Origin of the sequence: Hymenobacter telluris, from assembly GCF_017313265.1 — a bacterium.
Lineage (GTDB): Bacteria > Bacteroidota > Bacteroidia > Cytophagales > Hymenobacteraceae > Hymenobacter > Hymenobacter telluris.
Map to the genome: position 1 here is coordinate 132,875 of NZ_JAFLQZ010000007.1, position 16,749 is coordinate 149,623.

Sequence of the window (16,749 nt, forward strand, 5' to 3'; positions counted from 1 at the left end):
ATCAGGGCTTTTACTTGAGCGTGAAGGTGGTTTTGCCAATCATCACACCGCCTTCATATAGTTCTACGGTATGCTGGCCGGTTTTGTAAGCGGCGCCTTTCGCATAAAGAAACTGCACTGGCTGGCGCGTGTTGTCGAACACGATGTCTTGCTTGGCGGTGTAGAATGCCTCGGAGCCGTCTACCATGAAGGTGCCGCCGCCGGTGCTCAGGTTGTAGAGGGCCGAGCCGTCGGGCTCAATCAGACGTAGCATAATCTGCTTGGTTTCCTTCGGCGACACGTCGTTGCGAGCCAAGTTGAAGCTGATTTTTACTTTCTCCACCCGCTTGGCTTTAAACTCGTTATCGGCATCATCCTTTTCCTTGTCGCGCGAGTTCAGTACGCCTACCCGGATGTTTTCAGCTTGCAGGCGCGATGCTACGGCCACCTTTTCGCTCAGCTCCTGGTTGGAGCGGGCAATGGTGGTAATGGTGTCGGTGAGGCGGTTCTGACGGTCTTTGAGGGTGGTGGTTTCCGTGTAAAGCGCTTCGTTGTCGGCTTTCAACTGCGCAATTTCCTCGTCTTTCTTGCGTAGCTGTGCCTCGAAGCTAATAGCGCGCTGTTTGAAGCGTTGCTGCTCTTTGATGGAAAAGCTACCAGCTTTGAAGGAGCGCAGCTTCAGCAAATCGGCGTTGATGGAGGCAATCTTGGATTCCAACGAATCGTTGGACAAGCCCATAGCCTGCACCTCCTGGCTTTGGCGCTCGAAATCGGCTTTTAGGGTTTCGTACTGCTTGATTTGTTCTTCCAGCTTAGCATCCTTCTCTTGTACCTGGGTGGTAAGCTGCTCGTTCTCCGCGCTTTTCTGCCGGTTCATCCAGTACAGTACGCCGTTGATGCCCAGCAGCACCAAGGCCAGGGCAAGAATGAGTAGAAAACGGCTATTGTTCTGAGGAGCTGGACTTGGAGCTTGTTCCATTGCAAGGGGGGTTAAATGAAAACCGGACAGGCCGGGAGTGCGGTATCTTTATCCGCAAACAAACGAAATTTTACCACAAACTGATTTCTGTCTATTGAAATCAGTGACACGAAATGTACGAGGTCTGCATGAAATCAGCTGTCCAACTTGATGAAGCCTACTGGCGCGGCCGCTACGCCGCCCACCAAACCGGCTGGGATGCCGGGGCTATAACGCCGCCCTTGCGCGAATATTTCGACCAGTTAGGCCCCGCCGACGCGCGCCGGATTCTGGTGCCTGGCGCCGGCCGGGCCTACGAGGCGGAGTATCTGCACCGGCAAGGCTTTTCGGAAGTGTATGTGGCTGATATAGCCCCGGAGGCCTTGCAGGCACTACAGCAGCGGGTACCAGATTTTCCTGCTACACACTTGCTGCACCAAGATTTTTTCGCGCTTGAGCCCGCACCGCCCTTCGATTTACTAGTGGAACAGACGTTCTTTTGCGCCCTCGACCCCGCCTTGCGCCCGGCGTATGCGCAGCAGTGCGCGCGCCTGCTCAAGCCCGGTGGAACTCTGGCCGGGTTGCTGTTTGAAACCGATTTTGGTTTATCGGCGGAGCCGCCATTTGGTGGTACCCGCGCCGAATACCGGGCGTACTTCGAGCCTTATTTTCATTTCGTGCATTTTGAAACGGCTTACAATTCGTTGCGGCCCCGTCAGGACCGGGAGCTGTTTATCTGCCTGAAGAAAAAATAGTTGCTCGGTACGGCTCGGGTTATACTCCTACCTTTGGCTTGATGCAACCAGCAGATAGGATCTGAACCAAGTTGTTGCGCACATCTTCACGCCTTTCTTTATGCTCGAACTCCTCGCCAACACCCTGCCCCATTTCCGCAACACCAATTCCGGTCAGTTCTTTTTGATGGCCGGCCCCTGTGTGATTGAAGGCGAAGACATGGCCCTGCGCATCGCCGAAAAGGTGCGCCACATCACCGATAAGCTTCAGATTCCGTACATCTTCAAGGGCTCCTACCGCAAAGCCAACCGCTCCCGCCTCGACTCGTTTACTGGTATTGGCGACGAAAAAGCCCTGCAAATTCTGGCTAAAGTCGGCCGCGAAATGGGGGTGCCTACCGTTACCGACATTCACGAATCGGGGGAGGCAGCGCTGGCCGCTCAATACGTGGACGTACTGCAAATACCGGCCTTCCTGTGCCGCCAGACCGATTTGCTGATTGCCGCCGCCGAAACCGGCAAGGTGGTTAACATCAAGAAAGGCCAGTTCCTGAACGGTGAGGCCATGCAGTTTGCGGTGGATAAAGTGCGCCAGTCCGGCAACCAGCACGTCATTCTCACCGACCGGGGCAATTCGTTCGGCTACTCCGACCTGGTGGTGGACTTCCGCAACCTACCTGCCATGCGCGACTTTGGGGTGCCCGTGGTGATGGACGTAACGCACTCCTTGCAGCGCCCCAACCAAAGCAGCGGCGTAACGGGCGGCCAGCCGGCCCTCATCGAAACCATTGCCAAAGCCGCCATTGCCGTTGGGGCCGACGGGCTGTTCATTGAAACGCACCCCACGCCCGCCACGGCCAAATCGGACGGGGCCAACATGCTGGCGCTGGACAAGCTGGAAGAACTGCTGGTGAAGCTCACCAAAGTGCGGGAGGCCGTGAAGTAAGAGTGGTTTATAGTTGGTTTTTGGTGAGTGGTTTTTGGTTTTTCGTCACGTTTCAACTTTCACTTGGCATTACGAAAATCCAAAAACCACTCACCATAGACTAACCTAAGGCGCCAGCTGTTTCACCCCGTTCAGCACCTTATCAACCACGTGGTTGAAACGCAGCTGGAAATGCTGGCGGGGCTGGTTGCGGCGGAAAAACACCAAGCCCACGAAAAACAGGTCGATGGTGAGGCGCACCTCGGGATGCTCCTTAATGGCATTCCAGGCTCGTTCCATCTCGCTGGACCAATGGATGTCGTCAAGGACGAATACGCTCCGCTCGGTGCGGTGCGCAGCGCAGAGGTTGAAATAGCGTAGCGTCGGTTCGTAACGGTGGTTGCCGTCGAAAAAGGCGAAATCCAACGGCTCCGTGAGAGTGGCCAGGGTAGGGGCTAGAGTTTCGTCGAGGTTGCCTTCTACCAGCTCTACATTTGATAGGTGCAGTTGCTCGAACGTCTGGCGGGCTACGGTGGCGGTATTCGGGCAGCCCTCAAACGTAAGTACCCGGCTGCGCGAGTTGGCGGCGGCTAAGTACGCCGTAGTAAGCCCCAGCGAGGTGCCCAACTCCAGAATGGTGCGCGGCTGAAAGTGATTCACCAATCGAAACAGCAACTGCGCCAACGCAGCCGGCTTGGCCGCCGTGCGGGCTATATCCCCAATGCGGCGCTGCCGGCCGGCTCCGGTGTGCGACCCGGCCCCAAAGTCGCGCACCTGAAGTAAGTGGCGGTTGCGCAGCAGCTCTTGGCGGCGCTTCTCAATGGGTTCAAAGGCTGTGAACTGCCCGCTATGATGGATAACGTAATTGTAGAGCCCAAAAACAAACGGGGAATGCAGCCCATGCGCATTCCCCGAGCGGAAAAAAAAACGAACGTAACTAAGAGCTTGAAAGAGCAAGTGGTGACTGGTTGAATGACTGAATCGGTAAATGGCTAAGGTTCTACCACGGTTGTTGAATGACCAGCCATTTACCGATTCAGCCATTCAACTAGTCGGCAAATCAGTTCAACCGATACGGCACTACCAGCGTGAACTCCGGAATTTCCACCGTAAAGACGCTGCCATCAGCCAGGCGCTCCATTTCGTAGGTGCCCCGCATCTTGCCCAGCCCCGACTTCAGGTTGCAGCCCGACACGTACTGGTGAGCATCACCGGGCTCCAGCACGGGCTGTTGGCCTACTACGCCTTCACCCTCCACCTCACGCACTACGCCGTTGGCGTCATATATATACCAGTGGCGGCGTAACAGCTTCACGGTATATTCGCCATTATTCCGAATATCAATCTTGTAGGCAAACACGTAGTGTTCTTGGCCGGGGCTTGAATAGTCGGGCAGATAGTTGGTCGTGACGCTCACAGTAACGCCCTGCGTGGTGGTCGTATTCATGATAAATGATGCGGTGTGGGTTAGACTAACAGCCTGGGCCGGAAATTGGTTTATGTACGCAGCCGGGACCTTTCTGGTCCGCCCAACCCATAATAATTTCTTTCCAACGCATGAATGTAAAGATAGAAGAAAGCTGGCGCAAGGTATTACAGCCCGAATTTGAAAAACCGTATTTTCAGCACCTAATTGCTTTTGTACGTGGTGAATACGCTACGGCTACCGTGTACCCACCGGGCCCGCAAATTTTTCATGCCTTCGACGCCTGCCCGTTTGATGCCGTGAAAGTGGTTATCCTCGGCCAAGACCCTTACCACGGCAAGGGCCAGGCCCACGGACTTAGCTTTTCGGTAGCTGAGGACAAACGCACCCCGCCTTCTTTGCAGAATATCTTCAAAGAGCTACAGGACGATTTGCCCGGCACCCCGCCCGCGCCGAACGGCAACCTGGATAGGTGGGCCCAGCAAGGCGTACTACTGCTCAATGCCACCCTTACTGTGCGCGCCGCCGAGCCGGCCAGCCACCAGAAAAAAGGCTGGGAGCAATTCACCGATGCTGTCATTCAGAAAATATCCGAAGAAAAGCAGCACGTCGTGTTCATCCTGTGGGGGGCTTACGCACAGAAGAAGTCGGAGCTGATTGACGAGCGGAAACACCTGATTCTCAAAGCTGCACACCCGTCACCCTACGCCGCCGACCGGGGCTTCTTTGGCAGCAAGCCCTTCAGCAAAACCAATGCCTACCTCCAGGAGCATAACCTGCCCCCCATCGTCTGGTGAATCGCGGATTTTGCAGATTAGTCGGATTGCACGGATTTTGTAGCCGATTGCAACTCCCTCAAACAAAGAAGGCTTGCCATTTGGCAAGCCTTCTTTGTTTGCAACAACATTTACTAGTTGGTCACCAAAATTCGTGCAATCCGACTAATCTGCAAAATCCGCGTTCCTAGTCGATGGTGTTGAACAGGCGGTTCCAGCGGATTTTGTGCAAGAAGTCGCCGTAGGGGTCCACCGACATCCAGATGAGCACGGCCTTGCCCACAATGTGGTCTTCGGGTACGAAACCCCAATAGCGGGAGTCCAGCGAGTCGTGGCGGTTGTCGCCCATCATGAAATAGTAGTTCTGCTTGAAGGTGTAGCTCTTCATGGGCTGGCCGTTCTGCGTCAGTACGCCGTTCTGCATCGTCACGCCTTCATTGTGCTCGTAGCGCATAATGATTTTCTGGTAGATAGGCGTGTTCTGCGGGGTGAGCTGTACCGTTTGGCCTTCCTTGGGTAATTGCAGCGGGCCGTAATTGTCCTTGTTCCAAGTGTTGATGGGCTGGGGCGTGCTCTGCGGGTAGTCGGGGTTGTTCGGGAACACCTCAGCCTCAGCCTGGCCCGGCGCGGCTTTGTCCTGAATAACGGCCTTCACGTAGGGCTGCTTCCGGAAAAACTCGGCGGTAGCAGGCGTGGCGTCAATCATGAAAGTAGGCTCCTGCATGCCGTAGAGCGGCTCGGGCTTCCCATCGGGGCGGTTGAAATTGGTAACGTGCTGCTCCTGAAACGACTTGTACAGGTCGTCGTTGGGCTGGGGCACTTGCAGGAAGTAGCGGTTCTGGCTTTGCGGCGGGTTGCTCATCGGCTTGCCGTTGATGAACACCTGCGTATCCTTAATTTCCAGCACGTCGCCGGCTACGGCCACGCACCGCTTGATGTAGTTGGTGCGCAGGTCGGCGGGGTGCTGGCTCTCGAAAGGCACGTTGAACACCACCACGTCGCCGCTTTTCACCTCCGAAAAGCCCGGCAAACGGTAGCTCGGCAGCTGAATGGCGTCGGAGTAGCTCTTGAGGCCGGTGCCCCACAGCGTTTGGTGCGTAAGCGGAATTTGCAGCGGCGTTTGGGGCGTACGTGGCCCGTAGTGCAGCTTGCTCACAAACAAATAGTCACCTACCAGTAGCGAGTCTTCCATCGAAGGCGTAGGAATGGTATACGCCTCGAAGGTGGCCCAGCGGATGAGGGTAGCGGCTACTACGGCAAACAGAATGGCGTCGCCCCATTCCCGCCAGAAGCTTTTCTTCTTTTCAATGGGCTTATTGGAAGCGGCAGCCGCTTTCATGCGTTCTTCCCAAGACTGTTGTACGGCCATGATGAATGGAGGAGTCGAAAATGTGACGCCAGCCTAAGCTGGTGCTTGAGTGGTAAAGATAACGGCTTGCCTGCTAGGGCCTGCCAGTATTGCCCCGGAGTAGCCGGTAAACCTACCGCGAGTTAGATACCCAACAAATCTTTCATGCCGAATACTCCCTGGTGGCCGGGTAGCCACTCTGCGGCCAGCAAAGCGCCATCCACAAAACCGTCGCGCGAGTGGGCTTCGTGCTTGAGTTCCAGCGTATCGGCTTCCGAACTGTACGTAACGATGTGCGTACCTACTACTGCGCCGGTTCGCTCACTGAGCACGGCCAACTCGTGGGGCGCTTGAGCGGCATCATTACGCCAAGTGGTTTTGGCCGGGAAGTGCCGCAGGATGGCTTCGGCGGCCGTGAGGGCGGTACCGCTCGGCTGATCTACTTTCTGAGTGTGGTGGATTTCGCGCACCTGCACGTCATAGCCACCAAACTGATGCATTTTGGTGGCAATGTACTCGTTGAAGTGAAAAAATAGATTCACTCCAATGCTGTAGTTGGACGCGTAAAACAGCGAACCATCCGTTTCCTGGCACAGCTGCACGGCTTCCTGAAAATGGTGCAGCCAGCCTGTGGAACCGCATACCACCGGTAGCCCTTGGCGCAAACAGGCCTGTATGTTGGCAAAGGCTGCGTCGGGGTGGGTGAATTCAATGGCGGCATCAACAGTCGCCGGGTCGAAGTCGGTGATGCTGGCTTCGGGAAAGGCCGGGTCGATGATGCCGGCAATCTGGTGGCCGCGTGCTACGGCCCGGGCCTCAATAGCCCGGCCCATTTTGCCGTAGCCTATCAACAGAAGCTTCATGATAGTGAGTTGTCAGTTGTCCGTTACCAGTTACCAGTGCCATTAAGTAGTTGATATCAACCGGCAACTGATAACTGGTAACGGACAACTTATTTAAAAGTGAGTGTAACACCAATGCCCGGCGTAGCAACTGCTGCTGTGGGCATGTGCATAAGGGTGGGTTCCCAGCGTAAACTTAGGTCGTCGCTGATGTCGAAATCTTTCAGGTGAGCATCTACTACAGCATCCAGAATCTGTGCCGCATGAGCCAGCGCCACGTAGGCAATGAACACGTCGCGCTGACGCCGGTACAAATTGATGCCCCGGTCTATGGTATTGCCTTGGAGCCGCTGCGTGATGGGATTGTTGTCTGGCTGGCCACTGATGCGGTTATCTCGGGCCTGAATGAATATTTTGTATTGCCTCTGGTAGTATAGCTCCCCGTACAACGTTCCGCCAACGGCGCCATATACCAGCGGCAGTTTCCACCAGCGCCGGTTGTAGATCTGGCCGGCACCGGGCAACAAGGCCGATAATAGACCGGCTTTACTGGGCTTCGTCATTTTCAACCCAAACAGCTTGGCCGTACGGCGTACCGAATCAGGCACGACAACCGTATTCACCTGGGTGGAGTCTGGCCCCGCTGTTACGGTAGTGGTAGACGTAGCCGGGGAAATCTGGCCGTGCGCTTTCGTCGTTGCCAGAAGCGGCAGCATGAGCAGAACAGCGGCTGCTATAGTCCGAAAGCAGGAGGAAGTGTGCATAAACAAGGAGGAGCGACGATAGATTGAATAATGAGCAGCTAACGCTAGCCGGTATTACCTAGTCTGTTGAAGTTGGCAAGTGGCTATATAAACTCACATTCAAGCTATTACCTCTTAAGCAGGTTGCAGAATGTGCAGAATCCGCTGCATGTCTTCCACCGAATCGAAGGCAATCTTGATTTCACCGCGTCCCTGGGGGCCCGGTTTCACCATTACCCGGCTGCCAAACCGCTCCGTCAGGTGGCGCTCAGTACGACGCAGCTCAGCAACAGGCACTTGGCCGGCTACTTCCTGCTCAGGCTTAGCAGTTGGGGCACCTGGCTTTTCCGCTGGGCTCAGCCCGGCGCGCACCAGCTGCTCCACCTTGCGCACCGACAACTCTTCGGCCAGAATGCGGTGAAACAGGGCAAGCTGCTGCTCCGGGTTTTCGATATTGATGAGGGCGCGGGCGTGGCCCATGCTGATAGCCGTATCGCGCAAACCGATTTGAATATCGGGGGGGAGCTTCAGCAGGCGCAGGTAGTTGGTCACGGTCGAGCGGTTTTTGCCCACCCGGTCGCCCAGCTCTTCCTGCTTCAGGTTACACTCACTCACCAGCCGCTGATAGCTCAGCGCAATTTCAATGGCGTTGAGGTTTTCGCGCTGAATGTTCTCGATGAGGGCCATTTCCAGCATTTGCTGGTCGTCGGCTTTCCGGATGTAGGCCGGTATGGTATCGAGGCCAGCCAGCTTGGACGCCTGCAAACGCCGTTCCCCGCTGATAAGCTGGTAGGCGTTGGTGCCCGTCTGGCGGACGGTTACGGGCTGGATGATGCCCTGCACCTTGATGCTCTCAGCCAGTTCCTGCAAGGCATCCTGGTCAAAGTGGGTGCGGGGCTGGTAGGGGTTGGCTTCAATGTGGCCCACCGGAATCATGCCCACTGAGTTCATGGGGTGCGGTACCAGACCTACCCGTTCGCTCTTCTTTTCGTAGCTGCCTTCAATCAGGGCATTCAGGCCACGGCCTAAGCCCCCAATTTTGCGTTTGGCCCCGAGAGGCCCCGCCGGCACAGATTTCTCTTCTTGCTTGTCTGACATACCTACAATCCACCTTCCCGCAATGGCACGGGAAAAAGCGGGATTCAAAAATACACAAACGCCGGGGAAGGGCGGGGTATTTTGTTCCACGAAAGTAAAATAAGCGTGGAACGTTGAGTTAATACCACTTCATGTTTTGTTTAGTGAGCTTTATTGCAGTGGGTTGGAATGCAGATTGAGTATTGCAATTACCTCACATACGGCAACCCGTCGGGCACCTTCCACAAAATAGCCCCGCAAGCCTGGTTTGATGTGTTGCTGATGAAAGGCGCGAGAGGTAGGAAATATGATGAACATATCTGCTAGCCCATGCGTGGGCACAACTCCATCTATCAGCAGGGCGCCACTAGGGAGCAGAATCTCGGGCCAAACCATGAAAGTGCTAGTGGATATGGCGGGTTCGTCGTACCTAAAATCCCAGCGGATATGCTGGCGGGCAGGTGTTTTGCGGCCACCTTCTTCGGCGCTATACAAGGTATAGCTAACTCGAAAATCAGGCAGTAGTCCGGCCTTGGCATAAGATTCCATAGCAATACAAATAGCTTATACACGACAACAGCCCACGAAACTCGCGGGCTGTTGTCGTATAAATAAGGGGGGAAGCTATGCCGCGGCGTCTTCCGAGGTTTCGGAGGTGCCGGCGGCTTCCACGTTCTTTTCCACAATCTCGCGGGCCAGGTTGAGGTAGCTGATGCTGCCTTTGCTTTCGGCGTCGTGCAGGATAACCGGAATGCCGAAGCTCGGCGACTCGCTCAGCTTCACGTTGCGCGGGATAATCGTGTCGAACACGAGCTGCTGAAAGTGCAGCTTCACTTCTTCCACCACTTGGTTGCTTAGGCGCAAACGCACATCGTACATGGTGAGCAGGATGCCTTCAATCTCCAACTCCTCGTTTAGGCGGCTCTGGATGATTTTGACGGTGTTCAGCAGTTTGCCCAAGCCTTCCAACGCGAAATACTCGCACTGCACCGGAATGATAACGGAATGTGCCGCAGTGAGGGCATTTACCGTAATCAAACCCAAGCTCGGCGAGCAGTCGATGATGATGAAGTCGTACTGCTCGGCGAGGGGCCGCAGGGCGTCTTTCATCTTTTCCTCCCGGTTGGGCAGGTTAATCATTTCCACCTCGGCGCCCACCAAGTCGATGTGGGAGGGCATGAGGTCGAGGTGCGGCAGGATGTTGGTTTGCAGGATGATATCCTGGGCATTGATGCCATCCACCATGCACTCGTAGATGCTGTTTTCGATGTCCTTGGGGTCGAAGCCCACGCCGGAAGTGGCGTTGGCCTGCGGGTCGGCGTCCACGAGGAGCGTCCGGTACTCCAGCGCCGCCAGACTGGCCGCCAGGTTGATAGCCGAAGTGGTTTTGCCCACCCCGCCCTTCTGATTGGCTACCGCAATGATTTTTCCCATGAGGGTATGAGTTATGAGTTACGAGTTATGAGTTGTGAGTTGTGAATTGGTGTGTTTCGAGAATCCAACTCATAACTTATAACTCACAACTCATAACTCTACAAAGTAATGGTTTCCCCAATTTTCAGCAGCACCAGCTCTTTGCCGGCCTGAGTGGCTTTCTGTTGGGCTTCTTCTTGGTTGATGGTAATGGCCGGAAACGTATCGTAGTGCATGCCGATAACCTTCTGAGCGCCAACCCAGTCGGCGGCTACCAACGCGTCGTCGATGCCCATTGTGTAGTTGTCGCCGATGGGCAATATGGCAAAATCCAGCTTGTACTGCTCGCCCAGGATTTTCATGTCGTAGGTGAGGGCCGTGTCGCCGGCGAAGTAGAAGGTTTTGCCTTCCGCTTCCACTACAAAACCCGCCGCAATGCCGCCGTATGAGCCGTCGGGCAGGGAGCTGGAGTGCAGCGCGGCTACCATTTTCACGGTGCCGAACGGCAGCTTCACTTTACCGCCGATGTTCATGCCGTAGTTGGCTTTCAGGCCTTTCTGGCCGAACCAGCCCACTACTTCGGCAATGCCTACCACCTCGGCACCGGTGCGCTGGCCAATGGCTTCAACGTCGGCTACGTGGTCGGCGTGGCCGTGGCTGAGCAGGATGAAATCGGCTTTAATCGTATTGATATCGATGTCCTTGGCCAGTGGGTTCGGGCTGATGAACGGGTCGAAAAGCACACTACTACCCCCCGTTTCGAGAAGGAAGCAAGCGTGGCCGTAGTAGGTAAGTTGCATAAGAATTGGAAAGTGGCTGGCCGGCGGCAGGAGGCAATGGCCAGAGCGGGTACCTTTGTTGCAAATATACGTGATTCCGCCTTTCCCATGCCCTTGATTTCGCGTCTGGTTTCCGGTTATGCTTTCGTATTGCTAGCGGCATTAGCTGGTTGCCAAGGGCCCGCGCCCGCCACTGAGGCCCGCCGCGTGTTCCGCTACAACCAGCCCGAGAGCCTCACCTCGCTGGACCCCGCCTTTGCCCGCAACCAAGCCAATACCTGGGCTACCACCCAGCTCTACAACGGCTTGGTGGAGCTCGACGACAGCCTCAAGCCCGGCCCGTCGGTGGCCCGCCGCTACGAAATCAGTGCCGACGGCCGCCACTATACCTTCACGCTCCGGCCCGATGTGCGCTTCCACGACGCCGACGTATTTCCGGGTGGCAAGGGCCGGCGCGTGACGGCGCACGATTTCGTGTACAGCTTCCGGCGGCTGCTCGATGGGGCTACGGCCAGCCCCGGCGGCTGGATTTTCCGGGGCAAGGTGCTGGAAAACGCTCAGGGCGAACCGTCCGATACTGCCTTCGTGGCCGCGAATGATTCTACGCTGCGGATCCATTTGCAGGAGCCGTTTATTCCGTTTCTGGGGATGCTGACGATGCCTTACGCCTACGTGGTGCCGCGCGAGGCCGTGCAGAAGTACGGCAAGGACTTCCGGGAGCATCCGGTGGGTACGGGGCCGTTTCAGTTCAAGGAGTGGGACGAAGGCAACGCCATCATCTACCACCGCAACCCTACGTACTGGAAGCGCGACGCCCAGGGCAAGCAACTGCCTTACCTCGATGCGGTGCAAATCAGCTTCATTCAGGACCGTAAAACCGAGTTTCTGACGTTTCAGCAGGGTAAGCTGGACTTCATCAGCGGCATTCGGTCCGGTTCGCGCGACTTGATTCTGTATCCGGATGGCTCGGTGCGCGACGACTTCAAGGGTAAGTTCCGGCTGCAAAAAGTGCCCTACCTGAACACCGAGTACTTGGGTATGCAGCAGGACCCCGCCAACCTGCGCGGCGACAACGCCGAAACCGGCCGCGCCCTGCGCGACAAGCGGGTGCGGCAGGCCCTGAACTATGCCCTCAACAAGCCGGAGTTTCTGGCTTACTTCGTCAACAACATCGGGTTGCCGGGCAATTCGGGGTTCGTGCCGGCCTCGTTGCCCTCGTTCAGCGCGAAACTGGTGCCGGGCTACACCTACCAGCCCGATAAGGCGCGGCAACTGCTGCGCGAAGCCGGCTACGGACCCGGCAAGCCGTTGCGCCTGCGCCTGAGCACGGTGGCCGAAAGCAAAGAGTACTGCGAGTATTATCAGAAAAAGTGGGCCGAAGTGGGCGTGCAGGTGGAAATCGACGTGAACCAGGGAGCCGCCCACGGGGAGCTGATTGACAACGGCCGCGCCGCCTTCTTCACCCGCAGCTGGCTCGGCGACTACCCCGACGCCGAAAACTACCTGGCCTTATTCTACAGCCACAACTTCGCACCGGCTGGCCCCAACAAAACGCACTTCAAAAGCGCGAAATACGACCAGCTGTACGAGCAAGCCCGCCTGGAGCAAAACCTGGAAAAGCGCTACGACCTCTACCGGCAGATGGACCGCATTGTGGTGGAGGAATGCCCGGTTATTGCGCTGTACTACGACGAAGTGGTACGCCTCACCCAAAACAACGTGCAAGGCCTCACGCCCAACCCCATGAACCAACTGGTGCTGGAGCGAGTCCGGAAAGATTGATGTCAGCTAAAGTGTGGACAGTAAGCAAAACGTCCGTCATGCTTCGGCCAGCGCAGCATGACCACCTGAAAAGACAACGGAAAGCCTTCAACAAATGGAGCTAGCCAAAAGCCCCTTGGCCACCACAACGAAGGGTGCCAAGGGGCTTTGGTTTGCAGGGGCTTCAACGGCCAGGGCTACGGAATAAGCCGGTCCTGCCGCAGCTGCGCAAACAGGTCGAAGAAGGAATCCTCAGTGGGCTGGTACTCATAGAACCCCAGCTTGCGGCTTTTCGTCATATCGGTCATGACTTCCAGCGGGCGGCCAAGGTCGAGGTCGGTGTGCCAGGGCGAGGCCAACTGGCTAAGTTCCGACACGGCCAACTGGTGGCGCTCCGCCAAAGCTTGCCACGTTGCTTCGCTGCCGGCCATTTGCACTTCCAGCGGGTGCACCGTGCCATCAAAGCCGCGGGCTTCCACGCCAAACCAGGCCGCCAGCCGGGGCCAAAGCCAGCTCCAGCGGAAATAGTCGCCGTTTACGATGTTGAATGCCTCATTGCGCGCAGCCGGTGTAGTGGCCGCCCAGGCCAATTGCTTGGCAATGATGCGGGCATCGGTAACGTCGGAAAGGCCGTTCCACTGCGCTTCTGAGCCGGGCCACTGAAACGGTTGGCCGGTTTCCTTGCAGATGTTGGCGTACACGGCCAGGGTGGTGCCCATGTTCATGAGGTTGCCCACGGCCTTGCCAATGATGGTGTGTGGGCGGTGAATACTCCAAGAGAAACCGTCGCGGGCGGCAGCGGCATATACTTCGTCTTCCTGAGCGTAGTAGAAGTTGTCGATGGCCAGCCGGGGCTGCTCTTCCCGGAACGGCGTGGCCGGCAGCGTGCCGCCTTTGGCGTACGCTTCAAACGGCCCCAGGTAATGCTTCAGCCCCGTAACCAACGCTACGTGCTGCACGGTTTTTTTCGGGGAAAGCGCCGCCAGAATATTGCGCACCAGCGCGCCATTGACGCGGATGTTTTCGGTTTCGGTGTCCTGCCGCATCCAAGTCGTGATGAACACGTGGGTTGGGTTCACGTCGGTCAGGGCCACTTCCAGGCTGGTAGGGTCGAGCAGGTCGGCGGCTACGGGGTGCAAACCCAGGATATGTTGTGGCGGACGGCGGGCCAGGCCATATACTGTCCAGCCCGTAGTAAGCAGCTCGTGGGCCAGGTTGCTGCCTACAATTCCGCTGGCGCCAACTATCAAAGCAGTTTTATTGGTCATCATTCAAGCAAGAAGGAAAGTAGCCTTCCTGCAACAGCCTATACGCAGGGTGCACCCGCACGACCTATTATTTCTGCAATGGGTGACACAAGCACAAGTATACCCAACAAGGCGAAAATCCCGGTTTTCGCCCTTCCACGTAAGGTTCGGAGCCGATGTGCAGCGGATTGGCAGGTGCCGGTTGAGCTAGCGAGTAGCCGAAGCGCCCAAACTTTCCTCTACCTGCTTTTGCACGTAGCTGAGCAGGTTTTGCAGCTCAACCGGCGCTTGCCCTTCCACCGTAACGGTTTTGGCGGGGCCAGCGGCGGGGGTGATGGTGAGGGAAGTGGAAGGTAGGTCGGAGATGCCGGCACCGTACTTTTCCGGTAGCTCCGTAAAGCGCGCCGCCCTGGCTTCCGCCAGAATGTTGTTCACAGTTTCGATGGTCATTTTCAGCTCGCGCTTCCCTTCAACGGGGGCGTACTTAAAGCCCTCGTAGCTCACCCGGCCATCAGCGTAGATGCTGGCCTCATAGTGCGGGCAAGTGCCGAAGCAAGGCGTTTTACGAAACACGATAACCGGACCGGCAGTAGCGGGCTGCTCGGCAGTTGCCTTGGTGGTTTGGGCGGCGTTAGGCGTTTGCGAGGCGCAACCAGTAAGCAAGGCAGTCAGCAGCAGGGAGGGCAGAAGGAAATGCATAGCAAGAACGGAAAAGAAGGTGGGTAGCAGTTTTCAAAAAGCAGGCCGGTTTACGCTCGGCAACGAAAAAGCCCTTCCACCAAACGGTAGAAGGGCTTTTAAAGGTTACTGCTTCGTGAAGCAACACTTCCGCATTATGAGCGGCGGGTTGGCTTCTTTGGCTTGGGTTCCAGTACGGTAGCCGAAGTGCCATCGTCGCTCTTGCGGCCCTGGCCGTCGCGCTCCTGGGCGGCACGCATGGCGTCCTGGAGGCGCGCCCCGAAGCCGCTGGGCTTCTTGTCTTTGTTTTTCACCTTGTTGGCTTCGAGCTGCGCCCGAATCTTGGTGTCGTCCACCATGCGGCGGGTGAGGGCCTGCTGGCCGAGCGTTACCAGGTTGGAAACCAAGTAGTACCAGGTCAGACCAGCCGCAAAGCTGTTCAGCACGAACATGAACACCACCGGCATCAGGTAGCTGTAGAACTTCATGGGGCCCTGCATGGCGGCCGGGTTCATGGCGTTGCTCTGCCAGGTCATTACCAGCGTCGAAATGGTCATCAGCACCGTGAAGATGCTAATGTGGCTACCCAGGAACGGCACTGCGAAGGGCAGCTTGATGAGGTTGTCGTAGGTGCTCAGGTCCTTGGCCCACAGAAACGGTTCCTGCCGCAGCTCAATGGCGTTGGGGAAGAACTGGAACATGGCAAACAGAATCGGGATGGTGAGCAGCGTGGGTACGCAGCCGCTTAGCGGGCTCACCCCGAAGGTGGAGTAGAGCTTCATCGTCTCCTGCTGCGCCTTCATCTGGTCGTCGCCGGCCTTCTCCTTGATGGCGTCGATTTCCGGTTTCAGCACCTTCATGCGCGCCTGCGACACGTAGGTTTTGTAGGTCAAGGGCCAGGTTACCAGCTTAATGAGCACTACCAGCAGCGCGATGATGATGCCGTAGCTGGAAATGAACTTCTCCAGTACGTGGAACACCGGTAGAATCACGAACTGGTTCACCCAGCGGAACACGCCCCAGCCCAGGTACACGTTCCGGTCGAAGCCCGGCGTCACCTCTTTCAACATGCTGAACGAGTTCGGGCCGAAAAAGTAGCGGAAGCTGGCTTTGCCCTGCTGCACGTCGGCCGAGGGGATGCTGAGCGTGGTGCTCAAGGTCTTGATGAACGTGCTGTCGTTCAAGTCAACCGTAGAGGTGAACTTGCCGTTCGGGAACTGATTGTTGGCAATAATGCCGGCCACGAAGAAGTCGTGCTTGTGCGCGGCCCATTTCAGCGGCTCCGTGATGCTCACTTCCTCGGGCTTCTCGGAGGCCTCGGCGAGGGAGCCGTGGTCGTCGTTGGCGAGGTAGTGGTTGATGGTGGTGTGGTTGCGGTTCTGCTTGATGTCCTGCTCGGTCTGGCGCACGTGGTCCACGAAGCTGAACGTCAGCGGCTCCTGCGACATGGTCTGTTGCAAACCAGTAAAGCGCAAGTCGTAGCCTACTTCATAGGAGTTGTCGAACAAGGTATATACCTGCTCTACCTGGCCGCCCGCCACGCCGGCCGTAAAGCTCAGGCGCTGGCCTTTCTTGTCGCCTTCCGTTACTGGCTGCGGCGCGCTAGGCTGAAAATACAAGTCCGACAACCGAACCGTTTGGCCCCCGATGGTGCGAAACTTAGTATCAATCTGGGCGCTCTGCGCATCAAATAGGTCGAGCGGCTTGCCGAAGAACGTTTTGTACTTGTTCAGGCGCACAGCCACGGGCAGGCCACCTTTCGAGGAAAACGTAACCACGAGGTTGTCGTTTTTCAACTCCACTTGCTGGGCGGTGCCGGTAGCAGCGCCAGCAAAGGCGCCCAAGGTGCGGGCTGCCGTAGCCGAATCGAGCGGGGCGGCAGGGGTAGCCGCGCCGGTGGCGTTGGGCTTGGCGCTGGCGGCCGTGGTGGGCTTGTCGGCCGGTGTTTCGGTGGGCGCTTCCGGCTTGAAGAAATACAGGTAGACCAGGAGCAAGGCCGCAATCAGAAACAGGCCGGTTGCTGAATTTTTGTCCATTCAGGTAAAAATGAGGGCACTAAAGAG

At 56.9% G+C, this 16,749-nt stretch carries 17 protein-coding genes; 4 read left to right on the plus strand and 13 right to left on the minus strand.

Translation table 11 applies throughout. The features are described 5' to 3' along the window. Positions 1-10 precede the first annotated feature (10 nt). On the minus strand, positions 11-958 hold the full coding sequence (locus tag J0X19_RS12680; RefSeq protein ID WP_206984732.1) for a hypothetical protein: 948 nt from the start codon (positions 956-958) through the stop codon (positions 11-13). A 128-nt stretch (positions 959-1,086) separates the two neighbouring features. Between J0X19_RS12680 and J0X19_RS12685 the strand changes: the two genes are divergently transcribed. Further along, the gene (locus J0X19_RS12685; RefSeq protein ID WP_206984733.1) at positions 1,087-1,692 is read left to right on the plus strand and encodes a methyltransferase domain-containing protein; all 606 of its coding nucleotides are present in this window, start codon (positions 1,087-1,089) and stop codon (positions 1,690-1,692) included. 100 nt (positions 1,693-1,792) lie between these two features. Next, positions 1,793-2,617, plus strand: coding sequence for a 3-deoxy-8-phosphooctulonate synthase (kdsA, locus tag J0X19_RS12690; protein ID WP_206984734.1), 825 nt, complete (start codon positions 1,793-1,795; stop codon positions 2,615-2,617). 105 nt (positions 2,618-2,722) lie between these two features. Here the strand turns inward: kdsA and J0X19_RS12695 are convergent, their stop codons facing one another. Next, on the minus strand, positions 2,723-3,553 hold the full coding sequence (locus J0X19_RS12695; protein WP_242582551.1) for an O-methyltransferase: 831 nt from the start codon (positions 3,551-3,553) through the stop codon (positions 2,723-2,725). Between the two features lie 103 nt (positions 3,554-3,656). Then, positions 3,657-4,043 carry a Co2+/Mg2+ efflux protein ApaG gene (apaG, locus tag J0X19_RS12700; protein WP_022822610.1) on the minus strand — a complete coding sequence of 129 codons (387 nt, stop codon included), beginning with the start codon at positions 4,041-4,043 and terminating at the stop codon, positions 3,657-3,659. A 110-nt stretch (positions 4,044-4,153) separates the two neighbouring features. On the opposite strand from apaG, the gene J0X19_RS12705 reads away from it, so the two are divergent. Beyond that, the gene (locus J0X19_RS12705) at positions 4,154-4,819 is read left to right on the plus strand and encodes a uracil-DNA glycosylase (RefSeq protein ID WP_206984736.1); all 666 of its coding nucleotides are present in this window, start codon (positions 4,154-4,156) and stop codon (positions 4,817-4,819) included. A 166-nt stretch (positions 4,820-4,985) separates the two neighbouring features. Here the strand turns inward: J0X19_RS12705 and lepB are convergent, their stop codons facing one another. The 7 genes from lepB to J0X19_RS12740 form a co-directional block, all read right to left on the minus strand. Beyond that, positions 4,986-6,167 carry a signal peptidase I gene (lepB, locus tag J0X19_RS12710; protein WP_206984737.1) on the minus strand — a complete coding sequence of 394 codons (1,182 nt, stop codon included), beginning with the start codon at positions 6,165-6,167 and terminating at the stop codon, positions 4,986-4,988. A 122-nt stretch (positions 6,168-6,289) separates the two neighbouring features. Continuing rightward, a complete protein-coding gene (gene dapB, locus J0X19_RS12715; RefSeq protein ID WP_206984738.1) occupies positions 6,290-7,009 on the minus strand; it encodes a 4-hydroxy-tetrahydrodipicolinate reductase in 720 nt (239 codons plus the stop codon). Between the two features lie 89 nt (positions 7,010-7,098). Beyond that, on the minus strand, positions 7,099-7,752 hold the full coding sequence (locus J0X19_RS12720) for a DUF5683 domain-containing protein (RefSeq protein ID WP_206984739.1): 654 nt from the start codon (positions 7,750-7,752) through the stop codon (positions 7,099-7,101). A gap of 114 nt (positions 7,753-7,866) precedes the next feature. Beyond that, complete coding sequence (locus tag J0X19_RS12725; protein ID WP_206984740.1) at positions 7,867-8,829, minus strand: ParB/RepB/Spo0J family partition protein; 963 nt, start codon at positions 8,827-8,829, stop codon at positions 7,867-7,869. 150 nt (positions 8,830-8,979) lie between these two features. Next, positions 8,980-9,357, minus strand: coding sequence for a hypothetical protein (locus tag J0X19_RS12730; RefSeq protein ID WP_206984741.1), 378 nt, complete (start codon positions 9,355-9,357; stop codon positions 8,980-8,982). A gap of 75 nt (positions 9,358-9,432) precedes the next feature. Continuing rightward, the gene (locus J0X19_RS12735) at positions 9,433-10,242 is read right to left on the minus strand and encodes a ParA family protein (protein ID WP_206984742.1); all 810 of its coding nucleotides are present in this window, start codon (positions 10,240-10,242) and stop codon (positions 9,433-9,435) included. Between the two features lie 98 nt (positions 10,243-10,340). Continuing rightward, the gene (locus J0X19_RS12740) at positions 10,341-11,021 is read right to left on the minus strand and encodes a metal-dependent hydrolase (RefSeq protein ID WP_206984743.1); all 681 of its coding nucleotides are present in this window, start codon (positions 11,019-11,021) and stop codon (positions 10,341-10,343) included. 87 nt (positions 11,022-11,108) lie between these two features. Between J0X19_RS12740 and J0X19_RS12745 the strand changes: the two genes are divergently transcribed. Further along, positions 11,109-12,782 carry an ABC transporter substrate-binding protein gene (locus J0X19_RS12745; protein ID WP_242582553.1) on the plus strand — a complete coding sequence of 558 codons (1,674 nt, stop codon included), beginning with the start codon at positions 11,109-11,111 and terminating at the stop codon, positions 12,780-12,782. A 176-nt stretch (positions 12,783-12,958) separates the two neighbouring features. Here the strand turns inward: J0X19_RS12745 and J0X19_RS12750 are convergent, their stop codons facing one another. The 3 genes from J0X19_RS12750 to yidC form a co-directional block, all read right to left on the minus strand. Then, positions 12,959-14,032 carry an SDR family oxidoreductase gene (locus J0X19_RS12750; RefSeq protein WP_206984744.1) on the minus strand — a complete coding sequence of 358 codons (1,074 nt, stop codon included), beginning with the start codon at positions 14,030-14,032 and terminating at the stop codon, positions 12,959-12,961. Between the two features lie 183 nt (positions 14,033-14,215). Continuing rightward, complete coding sequence (locus tag J0X19_RS12755) at positions 14,216-14,707, minus strand: DUF6438 domain-containing protein (protein ID WP_206984745.1); 492 nt, start codon at positions 14,705-14,707, stop codon at positions 14,216-14,218. Between the two features lie 134 nt (positions 14,708-14,841). Further along, on the minus strand, positions 14,842-16,722 hold the full coding sequence (gene yidC, locus J0X19_RS12760) for a membrane protein insertase YidC (protein ID WP_206984746.1): 1,881 nt from the start codon (positions 16,720-16,722) through the stop codon (positions 14,842-14,844). Positions 16,723-16,749: the final 27 nt, after the last annotated feature.

What these genes read in the sequence shown, in the direction of transcription:
- J0X19_RS12740 (WP_206984743.1), bottom strand. Translation starts at nt 11,021, where the DNA reads ATGCAACTTACCTACTACGGCCACGCTTGCTTCCTTCTCGAAACGGGG.
- J0X19_RS12725 (WP_206984740.1), bottom strand. Translation starts at nt 8,829, where the DNA reads ATGTCAGACAAGCAAGAAGAGAAATCTGTGCCGGCGGGGCCTCTCGGG.
- J0X19_RS12750 (WP_206984744.1), bottom strand. Translation starts at nt 14,032, where the DNA reads ATGATGACCAATAAAACTGCTTTGATAGTTGGCGCCAGCGGAATTGTA.
- apaG (WP_022822610.1), bottom strand. Translation starts at nt 4,043, where the DNA reads ATGAATACGACCACCACGCAGGGCGTTACTGTGAGCGTCACGACCAAC.
- kdsA (WP_206984734.1), top strand. Translation starts at nt 1,793, where the DNA reads ATGCTCGAACTCCTCGCCAACACCCTGCCCCATTTCCGCAACACCAAT.
- J0X19_RS12735 (WP_206984742.1), bottom strand. Translation starts at nt 10,242, where the DNA reads ATGGGAAAAATCATTGCGGTAGCCAATCAGAAGGGCGGGGTGGGCAAA.
- J0X19_RS12680 (WP_206984732.1), bottom strand. Translation starts at nt 958, where the DNA reads ATGGAACAAGCTCCAAGTCCAGCTCCTCAGAACAATAGCCGTTTTCTA.
- J0X19_RS12705 (WP_206984736.1), top strand. Translation starts at nt 4,154, where the DNA reads ATGAATGTAAAGATAGAAGAAAGCTGGCGCAAGGTATTACAGCCCGAA.
- J0X19_RS12755 (WP_206984745.1), bottom strand. Translation starts at nt 14,707, where the DNA reads ATGCATTTCCTTCTGCCCTCCCTGCTGCTGACTGCCTTGCTTACTGGT.
- dapB (WP_206984738.1), bottom strand. Translation starts at nt 7,009, where the DNA reads ATGAAGCTTCTGTTGATAGGCTACGGCAAAATGGGCCGGGCTATTGAG.
- J0X19_RS12685 (WP_206984733.1), top strand. Translation starts at nt 1,087, where the DNA reads ATGAAATCAGCTGTCCAACTTGATGAAGCCTACTGGCGCGGCCGCTAC.
- J0X19_RS12720 (WP_206984739.1), bottom strand. Translation starts at nt 7,752, where the DNA reads ATGCACACTTCCTCCTGCTTTCGGACTATAGCAGCCGCTGTTCTGCTC.
- J0X19_RS12745 (WP_242582553.1), top strand. Translation starts at nt 11,109, where the DNA reads ATGCCCTTGATTTCGCGTCTGGTTTCCGGTTATGCTTTCGTATTGCTA.
- yidC (WP_206984746.1), bottom strand. Translation starts at nt 16,722, where the DNA reads ATGGACAAAAATTCAGCAACCGGCCTGTTTCTGATTGCGGCCTTGCTC.
- J0X19_RS12730 (WP_206984741.1), bottom strand. Translation starts at nt 9,357, where the DNA reads ATGGAATCTTATGCCAAGGCCGGACTACTGCCTGATTTTCGAGTTAGC.
- lepB (WP_206984737.1), bottom strand. Translation starts at nt 6,167, where the DNA reads ATGGCCGTACAACAGTCTTGGGAAGAACGCATGAAAGCGGCTGCCGCT.